Source organism: Corallococcus sp. RDP092CA (genome assembly GCF_041903675.1).
GTDB lineage: Bacteria > Myxococcota > Myxococcia > Myxococcales > Myxococcaceae > Corallococcus.
The window spans coordinates 1-16,943 of the sequence record NZ_JAYESI010000059.1 but is presented as its reverse complement, the minus strand read 5'-3'; the positions used below and the strand labels follow the sequence as shown (position 1 = coordinate 16,943).

Annotated in this window: 16 protein-coding genes; 11 read left to right on the top strand and 5 right to left on the bottom strand. The window is 72.3% G+C overall.

Translation table 11 applies throughout. From position 1 onward, the window contains the following. Positions 1–263: 263 nt before the first annotated feature. Positions 264–1,253, bottom strand: a complete 990-nt coding sequence (locus U8525_RS33675) for an SDR family NAD(P)-dependent oxidoreductase (protein ID WP_374270839.1) — start codon at positions 1,251–1,253, stop codon at positions 264–266. 237 nt (positions 1,254–1,490) lie between these two features. On the opposite strand from U8525_RS33675, the gene U8525_RS33670 reads away from it, so the two are divergent. Together U8525_RS33670 and U8525_RS33665 are read left to right on the top strand one after the other, a co-directional pair. Continuing rightward, a complete protein-coding gene (locus U8525_RS33670; protein ID WP_374270838.1) occupies positions 1,491–2,219 on the top strand; it encodes an NmrA family NAD(P)-binding protein in 729 nt (242 codons plus the stop codon). Positions 2,220–2,852: 633 nt separating this feature from the next. Beyond that, positions 2,853–3,266, top strand: a complete 414-nt coding sequence (locus U8525_RS33665) for a DUF6194 family protein (RefSeq protein WP_374270837.1) — start codon at positions 2,853–2,855, stop codon at positions 3,264–3,266. A gap of 1 nt (position 3,267) precedes the next feature. On the opposite strand, the gene U8525_RS33660 is transcribed toward U8525_RS33665, so the two are convergent. The 3 genes from U8525_RS33660 to U8525_RS33650 are packed head-to-tail and all read right to left on the bottom strand — an operon-like array spanning position 3,268 to position 7,733. Next, a complete protein-coding gene (locus U8525_RS33660; protein WP_374270836.1) occupies positions 3,268–4,464 on the bottom strand; it encodes a lipocalin-like domain-containing protein in 1,197 nt (398 codons plus the stop codon). Between the two features lie 3 nt (positions 4,465–4,467). Then, on the bottom strand, positions 4,468–7,008 hold the full coding sequence (locus tag U8525_RS33655) for an FtsX-like permease family protein (RefSeq protein ID WP_374270835.1): 2,541 nt from the start codon (positions 7,006–7,008) through the stop codon (positions 4,468–4,470). Next, complete coding sequence (locus tag U8525_RS33650) at positions 7,005–7,733, bottom strand: ABC transporter ATP-binding protein (protein WP_374270834.1); 729 nt, start codon at positions 7,731–7,733, stop codon at positions 7,005–7,007. The genes U8525_RS33655 and U8525_RS33650 overlap by 4 nt, the downstream gene beginning before the upstream one ends. 223 nt (positions 7,734–7,956) lie before the next feature. On the opposite strand from U8525_RS33650, the gene U8525_RS33645 reads away from it, so the two are divergent. Further along, positions 7,957–10,074 (top strand): ATP-binding protein, encoded by a 2,118-nt coding sequence (locus U8525_RS33645; protein ID WP_374270833.1) that lies wholly within the window; start codon positions 7,957–7,959, stop codon positions 10,072–10,074. On the opposite strand, the gene U8525_RS33640 is transcribed toward U8525_RS33645, so the two are convergent. Beyond that, positions 10,028–10,846 carry an alpha/beta hydrolase gene (locus U8525_RS33640; protein WP_374270841.1) on the bottom strand — a complete coding sequence of 273 codons (819 nt, stop codon included), beginning with the start codon at positions 10,844–10,846 and terminating at the stop codon, positions 10,028–10,030. The genes U8525_RS33645 and U8525_RS33640 overlap by 47 nt on opposite strands. 70 nt (positions 10,847–10,916) lie before the next feature. On the opposite strand from U8525_RS33640, the gene U8525_RS33635 reads away from it, so the two are divergent. The 8 genes from U8525_RS33635 (at position 10,917) to U8525_RS33600 (ending at position 16,573) form a co-directional block, all read left to right on the top strand. Continuing rightward, a complete protein-coding gene (locus U8525_RS33635; RefSeq protein ID WP_374270832.1) occupies positions 10,917–11,210 on the top strand; it encodes a DUF3467 domain-containing protein in 294 nt (97 codons plus the stop codon). A 56-nt stretch (positions 11,211–11,266) separates the two neighbouring features. Further along, positions 11,267–12,019: a hypothetical protein gene (locus U8525_RS33630; RefSeq protein ID WP_374270840.1), complete on the top strand. Its 753-nt coding sequence runs from the start codon at positions 11,267–11,269 to the stop codon at positions 12,017–12,019. Positions 12,020–12,062: 43 nt separating this feature from the next. Beyond that, on the top strand, positions 12,063–12,962 hold the full coding sequence (hemF, locus tag U8525_RS33625) for an oxygen-dependent coproporphyrinogen oxidase (protein WP_374270831.1): 900 nt from the start codon (positions 12,063–12,065) through the stop codon (positions 12,960–12,962). Then, positions 12,962–13,474 carry a hypothetical protein gene (locus U8525_RS33620; RefSeq protein WP_374270830.1) on the top strand — a complete coding sequence of 171 codons (513 nt, stop codon included), beginning with the start codon at positions 12,962–12,964 and terminating at the stop codon, positions 13,472–13,474. Before hemF ends, U8525_RS33620 begins: the two co-directional genes overlap by 1 nt. A 174-nt stretch (positions 13,475–13,648) precedes the next feature. After that, complete coding sequence (locus U8525_RS33615) at positions 13,649–14,710, top strand: Immediate early protein ICP0 (protein WP_374270829.1); 1,062 nt, start codon at positions 13,649–13,651, stop codon at positions 14,708–14,710. Positions 14,711–14,771: 61 nt separating this feature from the next. Continuing rightward, positions 14,772–15,386 carry an RNA polymerase sigma factor gene (locus U8525_RS33610; RefSeq protein ID WP_014400131.1) on the top strand — a complete coding sequence of 205 codons (615 nt, stop codon included), beginning with the start codon at positions 14,772–14,774 and terminating at the stop codon, positions 15,384–15,386. An 84-nt stretch (positions 15,387–15,470) separates the two neighbouring features. Beyond that, entirely contained in the window at positions 15,471–16,124 is a 654-nt protein-coding gene (locus U8525_RS33605; protein WP_374270828.1) for an anti-sigma factor, read from the top strand. Beyond that, complete coding sequence (locus tag U8525_RS33600) at positions 16,121–16,573, top strand: hypothetical protein (protein ID WP_374270827.1); 453 nt, start codon at positions 16,121–16,123, stop codon at positions 16,571–16,573. Before U8525_RS33605 ends, U8525_RS33600 begins: the two co-directional genes overlap by 4 nt. Positions 16,574–16,943 lie beyond the last annotated feature (370 nt).

Genomic DNA, 16,943 nt, shown 5'->3' with positions numbered 1-16,943 from the left:
GAAACTCCATCGGGCTCAGCTCGCCGCGTAGTGGCGGCGCTGCCAGCTCCAAACGGGCGAAGCGCCACCTCTGCTGCAAGGAGCCTGTTATCCGGCTCCTCGCCCGTTACCCCAACACACTCCTAGGGGACACTGCCGGCCTGTCCCTCGGACGAAAGTGTCGGACAGGTGAGGCGTGGCCCCGCCGGTTCCCTGCCCTGGGGGAGCACCTCCCCCTCGCGGTGCGGGAGGGCGCGCTCCTGGCGCCCCGGCCGCAATCCCAGTCAACGGGCGCGCGGGATGTGGCCCTGCTCCCGCAGGAAGGCCACGGTGCGGGCCACGCCGTCCGCGAGCGGGGTGGGGCGGAAGGCCAGCTCCCGCTGGGCCCGGGCCGCGTTGACGTGCGCCTCCCAGCGCATGAAGGACAGCTGGCCGGGCGCGACGAGGGGGGTGAAGGGGAGCACGCGCGCGAGCGGCGCGGACACGCGGGCCATGGCCTCGATGAGGAAGACGGGCGCGACCGGGGGCGGCTTGCCGGTGACCCCGGCCGCCTGGTGGATGGCGAGCGCGAGGTCCGCGTTGCTGACGAACTGGTCGGCGACGAGGTAGCGCTCGCCGTTGACGCCGTCCTTCGCGGCGGCGAGGTGCACGTCGGTGCAGCCGTCCACGTAGACCACGGACATGCCGCCGGGCGGGAGCAGCGGGGCCTTCTTGTTGAGCAGCTGGATGAAGAAGGAGTTGAGCCCCACGTGCACGGGGCTGGGGCCATAGACGGCGGCCGGGTTGACGTAGACGACGTCCAGGCCCTGCTGGCGGATGGCCTCCACGGCGCGCTCGGCGTCCTGCTTGGAGCGTTCGTAGGCGGTGGGCTTGGGGTGTGGGTCGAGGTTCGCTTCGGTCAGCTCGCCGCCCCGGGGCGCGGCGAAGACATCCATGGTGGACGTGTAGACCACGCGGCGCACCCTCGCGGCGTGCGCGGCGGACAGGACGTTCACGCTGCCCTGGCGGTTCACGCGGTCGAAGATGGAGTCATCCCGGTGCCACTGCTCCGGCATGCCCGCGGCGTGGAAGACGAGCTCCACGTCGTGCATCGCGGCGGGCAGGGTGCCCGGGGACGTGACGTCCCCCTGGACGAGCGTCACGGAGGGCGGGAGCAGCTTCGCGGCGCGGGCCAGGTCCCGCACGAGCGCGCGGACGGACGCCCCCTGCTTCACGAGCCGGTGCGCGATGGCGTTGCCGATGAGGCCGGTGGCCCCGGTGACGAGGACGTTCATGGACCCGCAATCTACGCCCCCGGGCTCCCAAGCTGTACACGGCCGGTCCGACACGGTCCCAAGCGGGTTGGGAGCTGGAGGGTTCCACCGCACGGCCAGAGGGGCAGCGCCCGGGCCGCGGTTTTCCAGAACCTGTCCGACAGTCGGACAGGTTTTCGAAGCACGCTGCCGACAGGGAGGCCCGTCGGGGTTCCCACCTTCTCATCCGTGGGGACGGGATGGATGCACGGGGCCTCGATGGGCCTCCGTGCATCCTGGAGGTCCAGACCTGGACTTCGTGGGCATGAAACCAACCCGCGTCAGCGACGCCGCGCGCCGCGAGGCTCGGGGCGGGAGCGCAGCCCGTCGAAGAACCTGCTGGTCAGCTACACGTCGGTGCTGGGGCGGCGTCCAGGGACGGGCGTGGGCCACTTCGAGAGCAAATGGCGCATCGAGGAGCACGCTCGGGCGAGCGGCCTTCTCGCGACCATCGTGCGGCCGGGGACCTTCATGGAGCTGCTGCTGGTGCCGAGCTTCGGCCTGTCGCCGTGGGGGCTCCAGTTCTTCGTCCACCCGGACCAGCCCATGCAGCTCATCGCGGGGGAGGACATCGGCGTGCTCACCGCGCGCGTGTTCGCGGAGCCTCGCACGCACGTGGGGACCACGCTGGAGATGGCGGGGGACTCGCTGACCGGCAACGCGCTCGCGGAGAAGATCAGCCGGGCCACCGGGACGTCCATCACCTGCGCGCGGTTTCCGTCGGAGGTGCTCGATGCGAGTCCGATGCTGCGCAAGCTCGTGAAGCTGTTCGACGACGGGATGGTGGCCGAGCGTGCGGACATCCCGGCGCGGCGGCGGATGGCGCCGGGCCTGCTCACGTTCGACGCGTGGCTGGAGCGCGGGGACGCGGCGGCGATCCGGGAGCGGGTCGCAGCATGGCGTCCCGCAGGCGGCTTCCAGCCTCGCCGTAAGAATACTGCTGGGTGAACTCTCGTGAGAGGGTTTGTTTGAACCCGAGGCATGCGAATTGATTGCGCCGTGTAAGTAATTTCGGCGCCCCTTTGGTGATGATTGTCATGGGGTGGCTGGGAAGGGAGGATGGCAGGGTTTCATGACTTGTAATGATTCCCTTTGAGAGGCCATCCCATATGAAGAGACAAGCGCTCGCCGTCGTTCTCTCCCTCTTCGCCACCGCCTGTGGTGGAGCGATGGAGGAGTCCTCCGCGCTGGCAAGCCAGGAATCCGCCCTCCTTTCGCTGCCTGGTACATGGTGTCAGTCCGGGTGGCCGGGATGTGCCTCCATCGGTAGCAGCTCGGGTGCCATGTCGAGCGGTGGTGACGTCTGCTGGCGGGTGGGCGATCCGGTGTGGACGGGGCTGACTCCAGGCTCCACGCCTGGGACCTACACGGGAACGCGCTTCATGTATGGCACTGGTTCATGCGCGCCAATCGCTGCTCGGCCTGTGACCATCACGATGACGGGACCCGACACCTTCACGGAAGTGGCAGGGAGTTTCTCGGCCAGCTGGTACCGCTCGCCCTGACACCGGGGATGTGACCCACCCCGGTGGTCGCCGTGCGTGCTAAGTCACGCACGGTTCGACCTCGGAGGAGGGCGCCATGACAGGAGCCATCAGCCTGGAAGCGCTGGCGGCGTACATCCAGGACGCGTTCAGGGACGTGCACGTGGACACCACCACGCCGGATCTCTTCTTCTTCGCCGGGGACGAGCGGAAGTTTCCCTTCGCGACCATCGTCACGCATGACACCGAGCACGACTACCACTCGGAGCTGGACCGCGATGGCGTGTTCCGGCTGAACCTGGGCGTGAGCAAGGAGAGCTTCCAGAAGCTGTTCCCGGAGCCCGATCCGAAGGTGGACTACGCGGACCTGGATGTGCTCCTGCCGCATCCGGTCTACGCGCGCATGTTCTGGATGTGCGTGCTCAACCCCAGCCACGAAACGCTCCACCTGCTGCGCCCGTACCTGAAGGAGGCCTACGCCATCCAGGTGCAGCGGCTCGCCCGGGGCTGAATCACGGCGTGCGGCTGCGCACTGCCTGTTCATTCCGGGGCGCGTCCGCGTACCCGGTCATCTCCAGGTAGCCGCGCCCCTGCACGGGCTGGCCCTCGCGCGTGCCGTCCACCGTCACCGCGCCCTCCCAGTAGCGCACCAGCACCGGCAGCTCCTGGTCCGCGAGCTTCGGCGTCACGTCCAGTGACAGCGACACCTTGGGAACCTGGACGCGCCAGCCCGCCGGGTACTCGCCGCCGCGTGGGCTCTTCCAGGTGCCTCGTGGCTCCAGCGCCATGTCGTCCGCGGTCAGGTGCACGGCCTCGCCCTTCGCGGGGACGTACGTGCCCGCGCTGAACGCATCCTTCGTCCCGTCCTGCTTGCGCAGTTGGTAGAGCATCAGCTCGCTGCCGTCGGCGAGCTGGAGCGCGAACCAGTCCCAGCCCACCTGGTCTCCGCTCAGCGCGCTGGTGCTCCACTCGCGGTCCATCCAGCTCTCGCCCTGGACCTGCACCGTTCGCCCCTCCACCGACACCGTGCCCCGCGAAGGCATGCGCGACAGCGAGTAGTAATAGGACGCGTTGCCCCGCTCCGGGCCCTTCTGGCTCAGGCCCCGGTCACCCTGGAGCACCGGCGGCTTGCCCTCGTCCAGCGTCAGCTCCAGCGTCACCCCGTCGCCCTGCGCGCGCAGGCGCATGGGCCACGCGCCGCTGCCTTCGCTCCGCACGTCCCAGTCCTGGAGCCAGACATGGAAGGGCGCACCCTCCGCGCCCGCCAGCCCCTGCGCCGCGCGGCTGAAGCGCTCCGTGACGTGGAACTTCCCGGCGCTCACGTCCGTCAGCGTGAAGTGCCCCATGAACACCTGCCGCGTGGCCCAGCCGGACGCCCGCCGCGGCTGCTCCGGCGCCAGCGCGCTGCGGAACAGCGTGAACTGGTAGCCGAAGGCGCGCCCGTCCTGCGTCTCCAGGTTGCCCGTCCAGTACCACCACTCGGTGCGGAAGTCGGGGTGGGGGCCGTGGTCCTCCGGGAAGTGGAACGTGCGCGGCTCCATCGCGCGCGCGTAGCCCTCCGTTCCTCCGTCCCCGCCCATCGCGGACGCGACCGTCATGCCACCTGTGTTCGCGGGTCCGGAGTCCTCCGTGTCCCGCAGCACCACGCCCACCGCCACGCCCAGCGCGGCGAGCACCAGCACCACCCCGATGACGAGTCCCCGCCCCATGCCTCACTCCTCCCGCAGCGCCATGGCCGGGTTCGCGCGCGCCATGCGCCACGCCGGGTACAGCCCCGCGAGCGCCGCCGCCACCAGGGCCAGCACCACCGCCTGGCCCACCACGCCGGGCGCCACCACCAGCTGCAACGTCCACCCGAACGAGCGCTGGTTGATGACGTGCACCAGCACGTAGGCCAGGGCCAATCCCAGCGGGACGGAGAACAGCCCCGCGAGCAGGCCCAGCAAGCCCGTCTGCAACGACACCATGCCCCACAGCTGTCCCGGCGTGAGCCCCGTCGCGCGCAGCACCGCGAACTCGCGCGCCCGCTCCAGCTGCAAGGACATCAGCGCGCTCAGCACGCCCACGAACGCGACGCCAATCGCCAGCAAGCGCAGCACCTGCGTGATGGTGAAGGTGCGGTCGAAGACCTCCATCGACGCCTGCCGCAGCGCCCGGTTCGCGCGCACGTTCAACGCCTGCTCACCGCCCGCGCGGTCGCGCACGCGGGCCACCAGCGCATCCACGTCCTGCCCGGGCGCGGCGAAGAGGGACAGGCCCGACACGCCCCGGTCCTCGTACCAGTGTTCATACGTGGCGCGCGGCATCAGCACCGTCCCTACGTCCGAGCCGTAGTCGAAGTACACGCCCGCCACGCGGAAGTCGTGCGGCCCCTGGTCCGTGGCCACGCGCAGCGTGTCTCCCGCGTGCACGTTCCGGTGGAACGCGAACGGCTCCGACACGATGAGCGCGTCCGGCGACGCGTCCAGCTGCCGCCACACGTCCTCCGCGCGCCCTTCCTTGAAGCGGTAGGTCCGTTCGTGGCCCTTGGCGAAGTCCACCGCCAGCAGGTCCGTGTCCACGCCGTTGATGCGCACGTGGATGACCCGGATGGAGCCGCTCGCCTCGACGCCGGGCGTGGACCGCAGCTTCTGCGCGAGCCCTGGCACCAGCGTGGAGTCCCCGCGCCGCGCCACCAGCGACGGCGGCGACACGAACACGTCCGCTCGCAGCGCGGACTCCAGCCACGCCGCCACCGTGCCCCGGAAGCTGGACACCATCAGGCCCACGCCCACCGTCGTCGCCACCGCGACCATCAGCGCCGCCAGCGCCACCGCCGTGCGCGACAGGCTCGCCGTCACGCCGCGCGCCGCCATGCGCCCCAGCGGACCGAACAGCGCGCCCAGGGGCCGCGCGGCCGCCACCGTCAGCTTCTCCGTCACCCAGGGCACCAGCAGCGCGCTGCCCAGCAGCACGCCGAAGAGGCCCGTATACGCTGGCAACAGCGCCTGCGTGGGCCACGCGAGCACCGCCGCCGCGATGCCCAGGAGGACCCCTCCCAGCACCGCCAGCCGGGGCGCCCGGCTGCGCGACACGTCCTCCACCGTCGACCGCCGCAGCGCCGTCACCGGCGCCGCCCGGGCCGCCTCCCACGCGGGCACCAGCGCCGCCAGCACCGTCGCGCCCAGGCCCAGGCTCAGGCCCTTGAACAACGTGAAGGGCTCCAATGACAGACGCCGCACGTTCACCACGAAGTACAGGTCATTGATGGTGCGGGTGATGAGGCCCACCAGGCCGCTGGCCATCAGGATGCCCAGCAGCAGCCCCGCCGCGGTGCCCACGGCGCCCAGGAGCAGCGCTTCGCCCAGCACCACCGCGAACAGCTCGCCGCGCGTCACCCCCACGGCGCGCAGCCGGCCCAGCAGCCCGCGCCGCTGCACCACGGAGAACGTCATCGTGTTGTAGATGAGGAACATCCCCACCACGAGCGCCAGCAGCGACAGCGCGGTGAGGTTGGTGCGGAACGCCCGCGTCATCTGCTCCACCGTGCCCGCGCGCCCGGACGTCTGGAGCAGCTCCGCGCCCGGTGGCAATGTGGCCCTCAATTGCGCGGCCTGCGCTTCTCCACCCTTCAAGCGGAGGTCCACGCGCGTGAGCCGGCCCTCCTGGCCCAGCACCTCCTGCGCGGTGGAGAGGTCCGCGAGGAGCAGCGACTCCAGCGCGCGCTCCGTCGTCTCCTGTGCGGGCGTCAGCAGGGCCGACACGCGCAGCTCCCGGCGAAGGCCCGTCACCGTCACCGGCAGCGTGTCCCCGGCCTTCACGCCCAGGCTCCGCGCCGTCTTCGCGCTCAGCACCACCGCGCCGGGCCGCGTGAGCAGCGCGCCCAGGTCCCCCACCGCGCCTCCCGTGGAGAAGTCCCGGAAGGGCGCCTCCGCGAACGGATCCAACCCCAGCAGCGTGAGCGTGCGGTGGTTGCCGCCCTCCACCTGCACGAAGCCCTGCACCACGGGCGCCGCGTCCGGCGCGTCCGGTCGCAGCTTCAGCGCCGTGTAGACGCCCTCCGGCAGGCCGGACGTGCCGCCGACGAGCTGGTGCGTGGCGCGGCCCGCGACGACGTCCGTGGACTGCTCGAAGGCGCGCAGCGCGCTGCCGCTCGCCAGGTCGATGGACACCACCACCGCCACGCCCATGGCGATGCCCAGCAGCGACAGCGCCGTGAGCCACGGGTGGCCGCCCAGGTGCCGCAGGCTGGCGCGCGCGAGCAGCGCCCTCATGGCGTCCTCCGGCCTCGCGCGCCGCCGGGGTGCTCCACCAGCCGCCCGTTCTCCATCACCAGCACGCGGTCCGCGCGCTCCGCCATCGCGGGCTCGTGCGTGACGATGAGCGCGCACGCGTTGCCCTGCCGGGTGAGCCCCTCCAGCAGGTCCAGCACCTGGCCGCCCGTCTCCTCGTCCAGGTTGCCCGTGGGCTCGTCCGCCAGCAGCAGCGGCGGGGCGTGGGCCAGGGCTCGCGCCACCGCCACGCGCTGCTGCTCGCCGCCGGAGAGCCGGTCCGGGAAGCTGCTCGCGCGGGCACCCAACCCCACACGTTCCAAGAGCTCCCGCGCCCGCGTGCTGGCCTCCGCGCTCGAACGGCCGAGCAGCTCCAGCGGCAGCCGCACGTTCTCCTCCACCGTCAGCGTGGGCAGCAGGTTGAACGCCTGGAAGATGAAGCCGATGCGCTCGCGCCGCAGCAGGGTGCGGTCGCGCTCGGGGAGGCGCCCCAGGTCGCGGCCCTCCACCCGGATCTCGCCGCGCGTCGCCTGGTCGATGCCGCTGATGAGGTTGAGCAGCGTGGACTTGCCGGAGCCGCTGCGGCCCAGCAGCACCACGAACTCGCCCCGGTGCAGGGCGAGCGAGGTGCCGGAGAGGACCTCGCGCACGGAGTCGCCCTCCGCGTAGGACTTGGTGACGGCGCGCAGCTCGACGAGGGGAGCCGGGTCGGGAGGAGAGGAAGGCATGCCTGTCCTCCGACATAATGGATGCCCGGGGGCCGTGAGCGGTTACCTGCGCGCCGGGGACGGATGCCCGCTACTGGACGCCAGCAGCGCCAGGGCGCGCTCAGCTCATGACACCTGGCAGGTTGTCCAGGTTGCTTTTCGTGCCAGGCGGCGCGTCCCGGTGTTTGATGGCCGCCTCTTCTCGCCGGAGGCCTTGCCTTCCGCCGGGGTGGGGGGGCCACACATGAACGAAGCCCAGACCGGGTGGGTCGCGGCGTCCGGAGGTGTGCCCCCGCGGCTGCACGAGCTGCTCCAGCAGCTGCCCGCCTTCTTCGGCCTCTATCGGGGCCCCGGCCACCTCATCGAGTTCAGCACCTCCACGCGCCTGACGCTGCTCGACACGCGAGGGCAGGTGGGCATCCCGCTGCGCGAGGCCTGCCCCCAACTGGCGGGCCCCGGCTGGCACGACGCCTGGGACCGCGTCTTCACCACCGGCGAGGCGCTGCACCTGCGCGAGGCCTCCGCCCGCGTGCACCCCTCCGACGAGGAGCTGTTCTTCAACATCTCCCTGCTGCCGCGCCGCGACGCGCAGGGGCAGGTGGAGGGCGTGCTCGCCTTCGCGGTGGACGTGACGGAGTTGGTGCGCACCCGCCGCGCCGCGTGGACCACCGCCGCCTGGCGCACCGAGCGCCTCCAGGCGATGACCGCCGCCCTCTCCGAGGCGCTCACCCCCGCGCAGGTGGTGGAGGTGGCCGCGCGCGAAGGCGCCCTCGCCATGGGGGCCCTCACCGGCCTGGTGGTGGTGCCCCAGGGCACGGCCCAGGACGTCTTCGAGCGCGTCGCCGCGCACGGCTTCTCTCCCGGCGAGCTGGAGGACTGGCGGCGCTTCGAGGTCTCCGCGACCTGCCCCCTCACGGACGTGACGCGCACCCGCGAGCCCCGCACGCTGGGCTCCTGGACGGAGTGCATGGCGCGCTACCCACGCCTGGTCCACCTGGCCCGCGAGCGGACCCTGGCGGCGTGGGCCGCGGTGCCGCTGGTGAGCGGGGGGCGCGTGTTCGGCGCGCTGGGCCTGGGCTTCGGCGACGCGCGCGACTTCGACGCCGCGGAGCACGCCTTCCTGCTGACGGTGGGCCGACTCTGCGCGCAGGCGCTGGACCGGGCGCGGCTGTATGACGAGGAGCGCGCTGCCCGGAGCGCCGCGGAGGCCGCCAGCCGCGCCAAGGACGCGTTCCTCGCCACGGTGTCCCATGAGCTGCGCACGCCGCTCACGTCCATCCTCGGCTGGTCGCAGATGCTGCGGCAGGGCCTGCTGGGCGAGGACAAGCGCCAGCGCGCGGTGGAGGCCATCGAGCGCAACGCCCGCGCGCAACGCCAGCTCATCGAGGACCTGCTCGACATCAGCCGCATCGTCAGCGGACGGCTGCGCTTGGAGCCCGTGCCGCTGGAGCTGGGCCACGTGGTGGAGGCGGCGCTGGACGCGGTGCGGCCCACGGCGCTCGCGCGCGAGCTGACGCTCCACGTCCAGGTGGACGCGGATGGCGTGCCGCTGTTCGGCGACCCGGACCGGTTGCAGCAGGTGGTGTGGAACCTGCTCGCCAACGCCATCAAGTTCACCCCGCCCGGCGGCCACGTGACGGTGTCGGCGCGCACGCGCGACGAGGGCGCGGAGCTGGTGGTGCGCGACAACGGGGAGGGCATCCCGGCGGGCTTCATGCCCTTCCTCTTCCAGCGCTTCCAGCAGGCGGACACCGGCGTGAGCCGCCAGCACGGCGGCCTGGGCCTGGGGCTGTCCATCGTGCGCCACCTGGTGGAGCTGCACGGCGGGACGGTGACGGCCGCCAGCGACGGCGAGGGGAAGGGCGCCACGTTCACCGTCACGCTGCCCCGCACGCGCGTGGGCGCGGCCCCGGGCTCCGCGCGTGAGCCGCGCCCCGTGGAGGGCCTGACGCTGCCGCGCTTCCCGGAGCTGGAGGGCCAGCGCGTGCTGGTGGTGGACGGCCAGCCGGACGCGCGCGAGTGGATGGCCGTGCTGCTCACCCGCGTGGGCGCGCACGTGCTCACCGCCACCAACGTCACCGACGCCATGGACGAGGTGCGCCGCGCCCCGCCCACGGTGGTGGTGACGGACGTGGCGCTCGCCGGCGAGGACGGCTACTCGCTCCTGTACCGGCTGCGCGCGCTGCCCTGGGAGGCCGGAGGCGGCGTGCCCGCGCTCGCCGTCACCGCCGCCGCGCGCCGCGAGGACCGCGACCGCGCCCTGCGCGCGGGCTTCAGCGCCTTCGTCACCAAGCCGCTCGACGCGGTGGAGCTGCTCACGGCGGTGGCGCGCCTCGCGCCGCCCCATCCGGCTGGAGCCTGAGGTCCTCCTCGCGCCACGGCTGGAGGAAGTCCCCCACCTCGCGGGCGAGCCGCGCGCCGCACACGTCGCGCGGGATGATGTGGAAGCCCTCCGGATAGGACACGAGCCGCACCTTTGGGGCCGCCGTCATCCTCCGCGCGAGCCAGCGCCCGCCCTCCGGATCCACCACGTGGTCCTGCTCCGCGGTGGCCACCAGCACCGGGCAGCGCACCCGGGGCGCGTCCACCGCCGCCAGGTCCTGCAGCGCGCAGAGGTCGCGCAGCCGGGCCACCGGGAACGCGGGCAGCACCGGCGCCCGCGCCAGCGCCTCCGGGTCGGAGAGGTCCGTGCCGCCCTTGTCCACCCACGGCGTCGTCCACTCGAGCAGCGGCGTGCGGCACAGCTGGCGCACCAGCGCCATGCGCGCGCCCCGGAAGCGCACCGCGGGCGCCACCAGCGCGAGCGCGTGCACCCGCTCCGGGTGGTGCGCGGCCAGCCGCAGCGCGAGGAGCGCGCCCATGGACAGCCCGGCGACGAACACGCGCCTGGATCCGGAGAGCGCCGCCAGCGCCTCGTCCGCGCAGGCCTGCCAGTCGCGGTGGTCCACGTCCAGCATCGCCTCGGGCGTGGTGCCGTGGCCCGGGAGCCGGGGCGCCACCACGCGCATCCCCCGCGCCGCCAGGGCCTCGCCCAGGGGCCGCACCTCCCACGGGCTTCCGGTGAAGCCATGCAGGAGCAGGCAGGCGTCCTCCCCCCGCCCCAGCGCGAAGGGCGCGGTGGACTCCCCGTCGATGTCCCGCCAGCGCGTGCTCACGGGGAGGACACTGGCCACGACGGGCCCCAGGCGCTATGCCGCCTGACTCATGGCCGACACTCCGACGAAGCCCCCCGAAGTGCAGCTCCAGGTGCAGATGACCGAGGAGGTGTCCAATGGCCAGTACAGCAACCTGGCCCTGGTGAACCACACGGACGCGGAGTTCGTGTTGGACTTCCTCTACGTGCAGCCGCAGCAGCCGCTGGCCCGCGTGCGCTCGCGCATCATCATCAGCCCGCGCCACGCCAAGCGGCTGCTGAAGGCCCTCCAGGAGAACCTCCAGCACTACGAGGCCCGCTTCGGCGCCATCCACCTGGGCGAGGACGAAGGCCCCCGGCACTGAAGGGCAGGGTCAGCCAGGACTTTCCTGGCGGGCGTTCCCGGCGCACACTGCGCGGCATCGTGTTCCGAGCCCTCGTGTTCGCCGCCGCCCTGTTGTCCGCCGCCCACGCCTCCGCCCAGTGCACCGGGGACGGAGTGCAGCTGTACCCCGCGCCCGGCGGCATCGTCCCCACCAACATGCGCCTGCTCCTGGAAGGCGTGGGCACCGCGAAGTCGCCGGTGCTGGGGCTGGTGGGCAAGCCGCTGAAGCTGGTCTCCACCGACCACGAGGTGAAGCTCAAGGTCGTCAAGGGCTGGGAGAGCTCCCTGGGCCGCGCCACCATCATCCTCAAGCCGGCCGAGCCGATGCATCCCGACAAGCGCTACTTCCTGAACCTGCAGGAGGTGCTCCCCAACGTCGCCCTCCTCAACGGCCAGGTGGGCGCGCAGCCGTCGTGGCTGAGCGGCAAGGGGCCGGACACCAAGGCCCCCAAGTGGGTGAAGCGCCCCGCCGTGTCGGAGGGCTTCGTGCGCCGCTCGCCCCAGGGCATCGCGCGCTTCGTGAAGCTCAACCTGTCGCTGCGCGAGGAGAGCCCCTCCTTCCTGGTGGTGAAGCTGTCGCCGCGGCGGCTGGGCATCTCGCCCCAGCAGTACATGCTGCCCGTGCAGGGCACCACGGCTTATCTGGGCCATGAGGCCTGCGGGGGGGCGTTCTCGCTGGAGGACGGGCGCAGCTATCGCGCGCGCATCGAGGCCTTCGACGCGGCAGGGAACCTGGCGCCCTCCACGCCGCCGGTGGACTTCGAGGCCCCGTCCGCCCAGGGCCCCTAGTAGTGTGCCCGCCCGTTCAACCCGAGACAGGGAGACCACGGGCATGACGGCGACGGTGGATGTGGAGGGCTTGAAGGGGCGCATGGCCGCCTTCATCCAGAAGCTCCAGGACGACATCTGCGGAGCGCTGGAGGCGCTGGACGGCCAGGGCCGCTTCCGCGAGGACGCGTGGAGCCGCCCGGGCGGCGGTGGTGGCCGCAGCCGCGTGCTGGAGGAGGGCGCCGTCCTGGAGAAGGCGGGCGTCAACATCTCCGTCGTCCACGGCGAGCTGGAAGAGGCCTTCGCGAAGAAGCTCCAGGGCGAGGGCCGCACCTTCTGGGCCGGGGGCCTGTCGCTGGTGCTGCACCCGCGGAGCCCGCACGTGCCCACCGTGCACGCCAACTACCGCTTCATCCAGCAGGGCGCGCGCGCGTGGTTCGGCGGCGGCGCGGACCTGACGCCGTACTACCTGGACGAGGCGGACGCGGCGCACTTCCACCGCGTGCACAAGGCCGCGTGCGACGCGCACGACCCCACGTACTACCCGCGCTTCAAGGCCGCGTGCGATTCGTACTTCCACCTGCGCCACCGCGGCGAGGCGCGCGGCGTGGGCGGCGTCTTCTTCGAGAACATGGGCGGCGACCTGGAGCGCGAGTTCGCCTTCGTGCAGGCGTGCGGCGACAGCTTCATCCCCGCGTACCTGCCCATCGCGAAGAAGCACAAGGACACGCGCGTGACGGAGGCGCAGCGCTTCTGGCAGGAGGTGCGCCGGGGCCGCTACGTGGAGTTCAACCTCGTCTACGACCGGGGCACCCTCTTCGGCCTGGAGACGCAGGGGCGCACGGAGTCCATCCTCATGTCGCTGCCGCCGCGCGTGCGCTGGCGCTACGACTACCACCCGGAGCCCGGCACCCCCGAGGCCCGCCTGGTGGAGGTGCTGCGCAACCCCCGGGAGTGGACCTGATGGCGGCCCCGGAGCCCGGCCCCGCGCGCCCGCGCAACCTCGCGGTGCGCGTGGGCGTCGCAGCCACGGTGTTTCTCGCCCTGGCCCTGAGCGGCCTGTACATCGCCTACCTGCCCATGATGGCGCCGGCCCGGACCCACGCGTCGCCGGAGCAGGTGGCCAATGAGGCCCGCGTCCAGGTGCTGGCCCTCTGCGACGCCGTGCAGGGCTTCCGCGACGAGCACGGCGACTACGTGCCCATCGCGCCCTTCCCCGTCCCCGTGCCCCAGAAGGGCGAGGCCGTGCCCTTCCCGAAGGACCACGAGGCCTTCCACCGCGTCGGCTTCGACCCCGGCCCCGTCACGCACCTCCAGTACGAGGTGCGCGTGGAGGAGAACCCCGTGGGGGAGCCGGAGGTGTCCTGCCTCGCCCGCGCGGACATGGACGGCGACGGCCTCAACGCCGTGTACCGCGTCCGCCTGGATGCCAACGGGATGACCACGCCCGTGGAGGTGGAGCGCGAGGGCGAGTAGCCCCCCATGCAACTCGGGGTTCTCGTTGTGAGAGAATCCTCCGCGATGGGAAACGTCGGCGACATCCGCGGCCCCCGCGTGGGCGGTCCTCCCGGCTCCGGTGGGCCCCGCTCCGGCGGTGGGGCCTCGGCGCCTTCGTCCACGTCGCCGGCGTCTCCGTTCCGCGATGACGGGATGGAGACCTCCACCCCCACCACGTCCTCGGGCGACCGCACCCGCATCGGCGCCCCGCCCGTGGGGCTTCCGCCGGAGGCGGACGGCGGCGCACCCCTGGAGTCCGGGGCGGAGCCCGGAGAGGCGGGGCTCCCCGGCGAGGAGGGCCTGGAGACCGGCGCCTCCCCGGAGGAGGGCGACGTGGGCCCTCGCTCGGTCCGCGTCGGCGTGCCCACGCGAGGCAGCGGGACGACCCGCGCGCCGCGCGCGGACGCCGGCACGGGCTTCGAGTCCCCCGGCACGGCCACCGCGACGCCCCGGCGCAAGGGCGCTGACGGCTTCCGGACGCCTGGAGCCGCCCCCACCACCGCCAGCCCCTACCTGGGCGCGGGCGAGGCGCGCGGGCCGGTGCTGGACGTGGAGTCGCTCATCCCCTCCGACCTGGAGCACCTGGAGGGCCAGCTCGCGGTGGGCAAGCGCTTCGCGTCGGACGGGGCGCTGCTGGCCGCGCAGGTGCGGCCCTCGTCGCTGCCCTCGTCGGACCGCGTGGCCCGCCTGTGGGCCTTCTTCGCCGCCTACGCGGAGGCCGCCGCCCAGCACCCCGCCACCCCGGAGGGCAAGGCCGCCTTCGAGCAGGCCCTCAAGGACCAGGGCTTCGCCGGCCTCCAGGACGCCCACACCGGGCAGAACGGCGTGGAGGCCGGGATGTGGGTGATGGACGCGCCCACGCCCGAGGAGACCCGCGAGCGCGCGGACGCCGTGCGCCTGGAGCCCCCGCCCGACGTGCGCCACTCCGAGCAGGCCGCCCCGCTCACCCCCGGCCTCTACCAGCCCCTGCCCGGGCCCTTCGTGCGCCGGGACGCCCAGGGGAACGCCCTCCAGAACGACGACCCCCGCGACCGCGACCGCACGGACCGCCGGCTGGGGGCCCGCATGCTCTGGAACGTGCTCCACGCCTTCCGCGCCGGCCCGGAGGAGGAGACGGCCGTCTCCCAGGCCCAGTGGGACCGCATGGTGTTCGGGGCGGTGCTGGCCATGGTGGGCCTGGCCCTGGCCGCCATCGCGCTCGTCAGCTCGCTCTAGGGGCGGCGAAGCACGTCGAAAGCCTTGGGCTTCGCGTGGCCTGTGCTACGGTGCCGCGCACTTGGCCACCGACGACCTCACACTCGTCAAGCGCGTCCGCAGCGGGGACCAGCGCGCCTTCAAGCTCCTCGTCGAGCGTTACCAGCGCAAGGTGTACGCCGTCGCGCTCGGAATGCTGAAGGACAAGGAGGAAGCGATGGACGTCTCCCAGGAGGCGTTCGTCAAGGTCTACAAGTACCTGGACCACTTCAAGGGCGACGCGTCCTTCTACACGTGGCTCTACCGCATCACGTCCAACATCTGCATCGACGTGCTGCGCAAGCGCCGGGGCGGCGGCGAGCCCGTGGAGTTCGACGAGACGCAGGACGTGGACCTCTCCGAGGCCCGCATCGGCGCGCTCGGCAGCCGCCTGGGGACCAACCCCCAGAAGAGCGCCCTGCGCAAGGAGCTGGCGGAGAAGATCCAGGAGGCCCTGGCCACGGTGCCGGAGAAGCACCGCGCCATCCTCCTGCTGCGCGAAATCGAGGGAATGTCCTACGAGGACCTGGCCCGCACGCTGGACATCCCCAAGGGCACGGTGATGAGCCGGCTCTTCCACGCGCGCGCCAAGGTGCAGAAAATCCTCGGGGATTATCTGGAGTTGGACGAAGCCAAGAGCGGGGTGGGCAATGAATGAGGGTGCCGGAAAGCACCCTCGAATATCCGTGGGGCGCCGCCCGTCCCCACCGACGAATTCCCACCAGCCCGCAGGGTGAAGAGTATGGCCGGAAATCCCGCGTGTGAGCGTTTCGTACCGCTCCTGTCTCCCTACATCGATGGTGAGCTCGCTCCTGGGGAGCGCGTGAACGTGGAGCGGCACCTGGCCGTCTGCCGGGACTGCACGGGCCGCGCGGCGGACCTGCGCGCCGAGTCCGGGCTGCTCCGGGTGGGCCTGGACATGGCGGTGGACGACGTCGACTTCAAGGACTTCGCCCAGAAGGTGATGGCCCGGGTGACGCCGGAGAAGCCGCCCCTCCTGGAGCGGATGCGGCTGGCCCTGTCGGAGATGTTCCTCTACCAGCGCACGGCGATGATCTCCTCGCTGGCCACCGCCGCGGTGGTGGTGCTGGTGGCGCTGCCGCTGGTGCTGCGCGACAGCGCGCCGGAGGGCTACGCCGCCGAGCGCATGACCGTGAAGTCCATCCAGTCCTACCAGGGCGCCCGCGTGGCCCCGGTGGTGATGGAGACCGAGGGCGGCGGCTCCATCATCTGGATGGTGGACGAGCAGGAGCAGGCCCCCGAAACTGAGAAGGACGCCGCCGGGCAGAAGAAGCCGGGCGTGACGGAGCCCCAGGAATCGAGCGTGGAGCCGCAGGGACAGGAAGGACAGCCGGCTCCGTCCGTCCCGCCCCGGCCCACCGGAGGAGCGCTATGACGAAGCCGACGTGGGCGGTGCTGACGCTGCTGTTCGCCGTGGGGCTGGTGCTGGGGCCCGCGGTGGCCTCCGCCCAGGACCAGAAGGTGAAGGTCCAGGTAGAGGTGGTGCTGGCCTCCAACAAGGGCACGGTGGTGGATCCACCGGAGCTGGAGAAGATGAAGGAGGCGTTCCAGAAGCAGAACTTCAGCTTCACCTCCTTCAAGCGCATGTCGCTGGACACCGTGGAGGTGAGCGCCCGGAAGCCCACGGAGGTGAAGCTCCCCAACGGGACCAACGCGTCGCTTCAGCTGCTGGGCATGAAGGACGGCAGCGCCACGCTGCGCGTCATCATCCCGAACCAGTCCTCCGTGGAGGTGGAGCTGGGGCGCCAGGGCGCCGTGTATCAGAAGGCCGGCAAGCACGTGGGCGGCGAGCTCATCCTCGCGCTGGTGCCGCCGTCGAAGTAGCGATGTGAGTCGTCACGGATGCGCGCCGCCGCGAAGGCAGGCGCCGTCCGCTGGGTCCCGCCCCTGACGCCTGGATGGCCCCCTCCTCCCCGGGCGGCCCCGCGTCAGGGCTCCCGCGCGACCGAATCTTCCTCATTCCTCACACATCCCCCCGTGCGTGGACGCCGCGCCGTCCCGGCGTCGGAGGGCGCCATTCCACGCCTGACATGCGCTGGGGTGCGCCTGGCACCAGGGGGCAGGAGAGAGGGCGGAACCGCTCGTCGCGGGGCTGAAAGAAAGTCAGTCCTGCCCGGCGCGGAGGGGCACTCCGGGGCTTTGTTCCCTCGAAAATTCGCCAGCTTGGGTAACGGCACGGCAGTTGCTCTTGGGT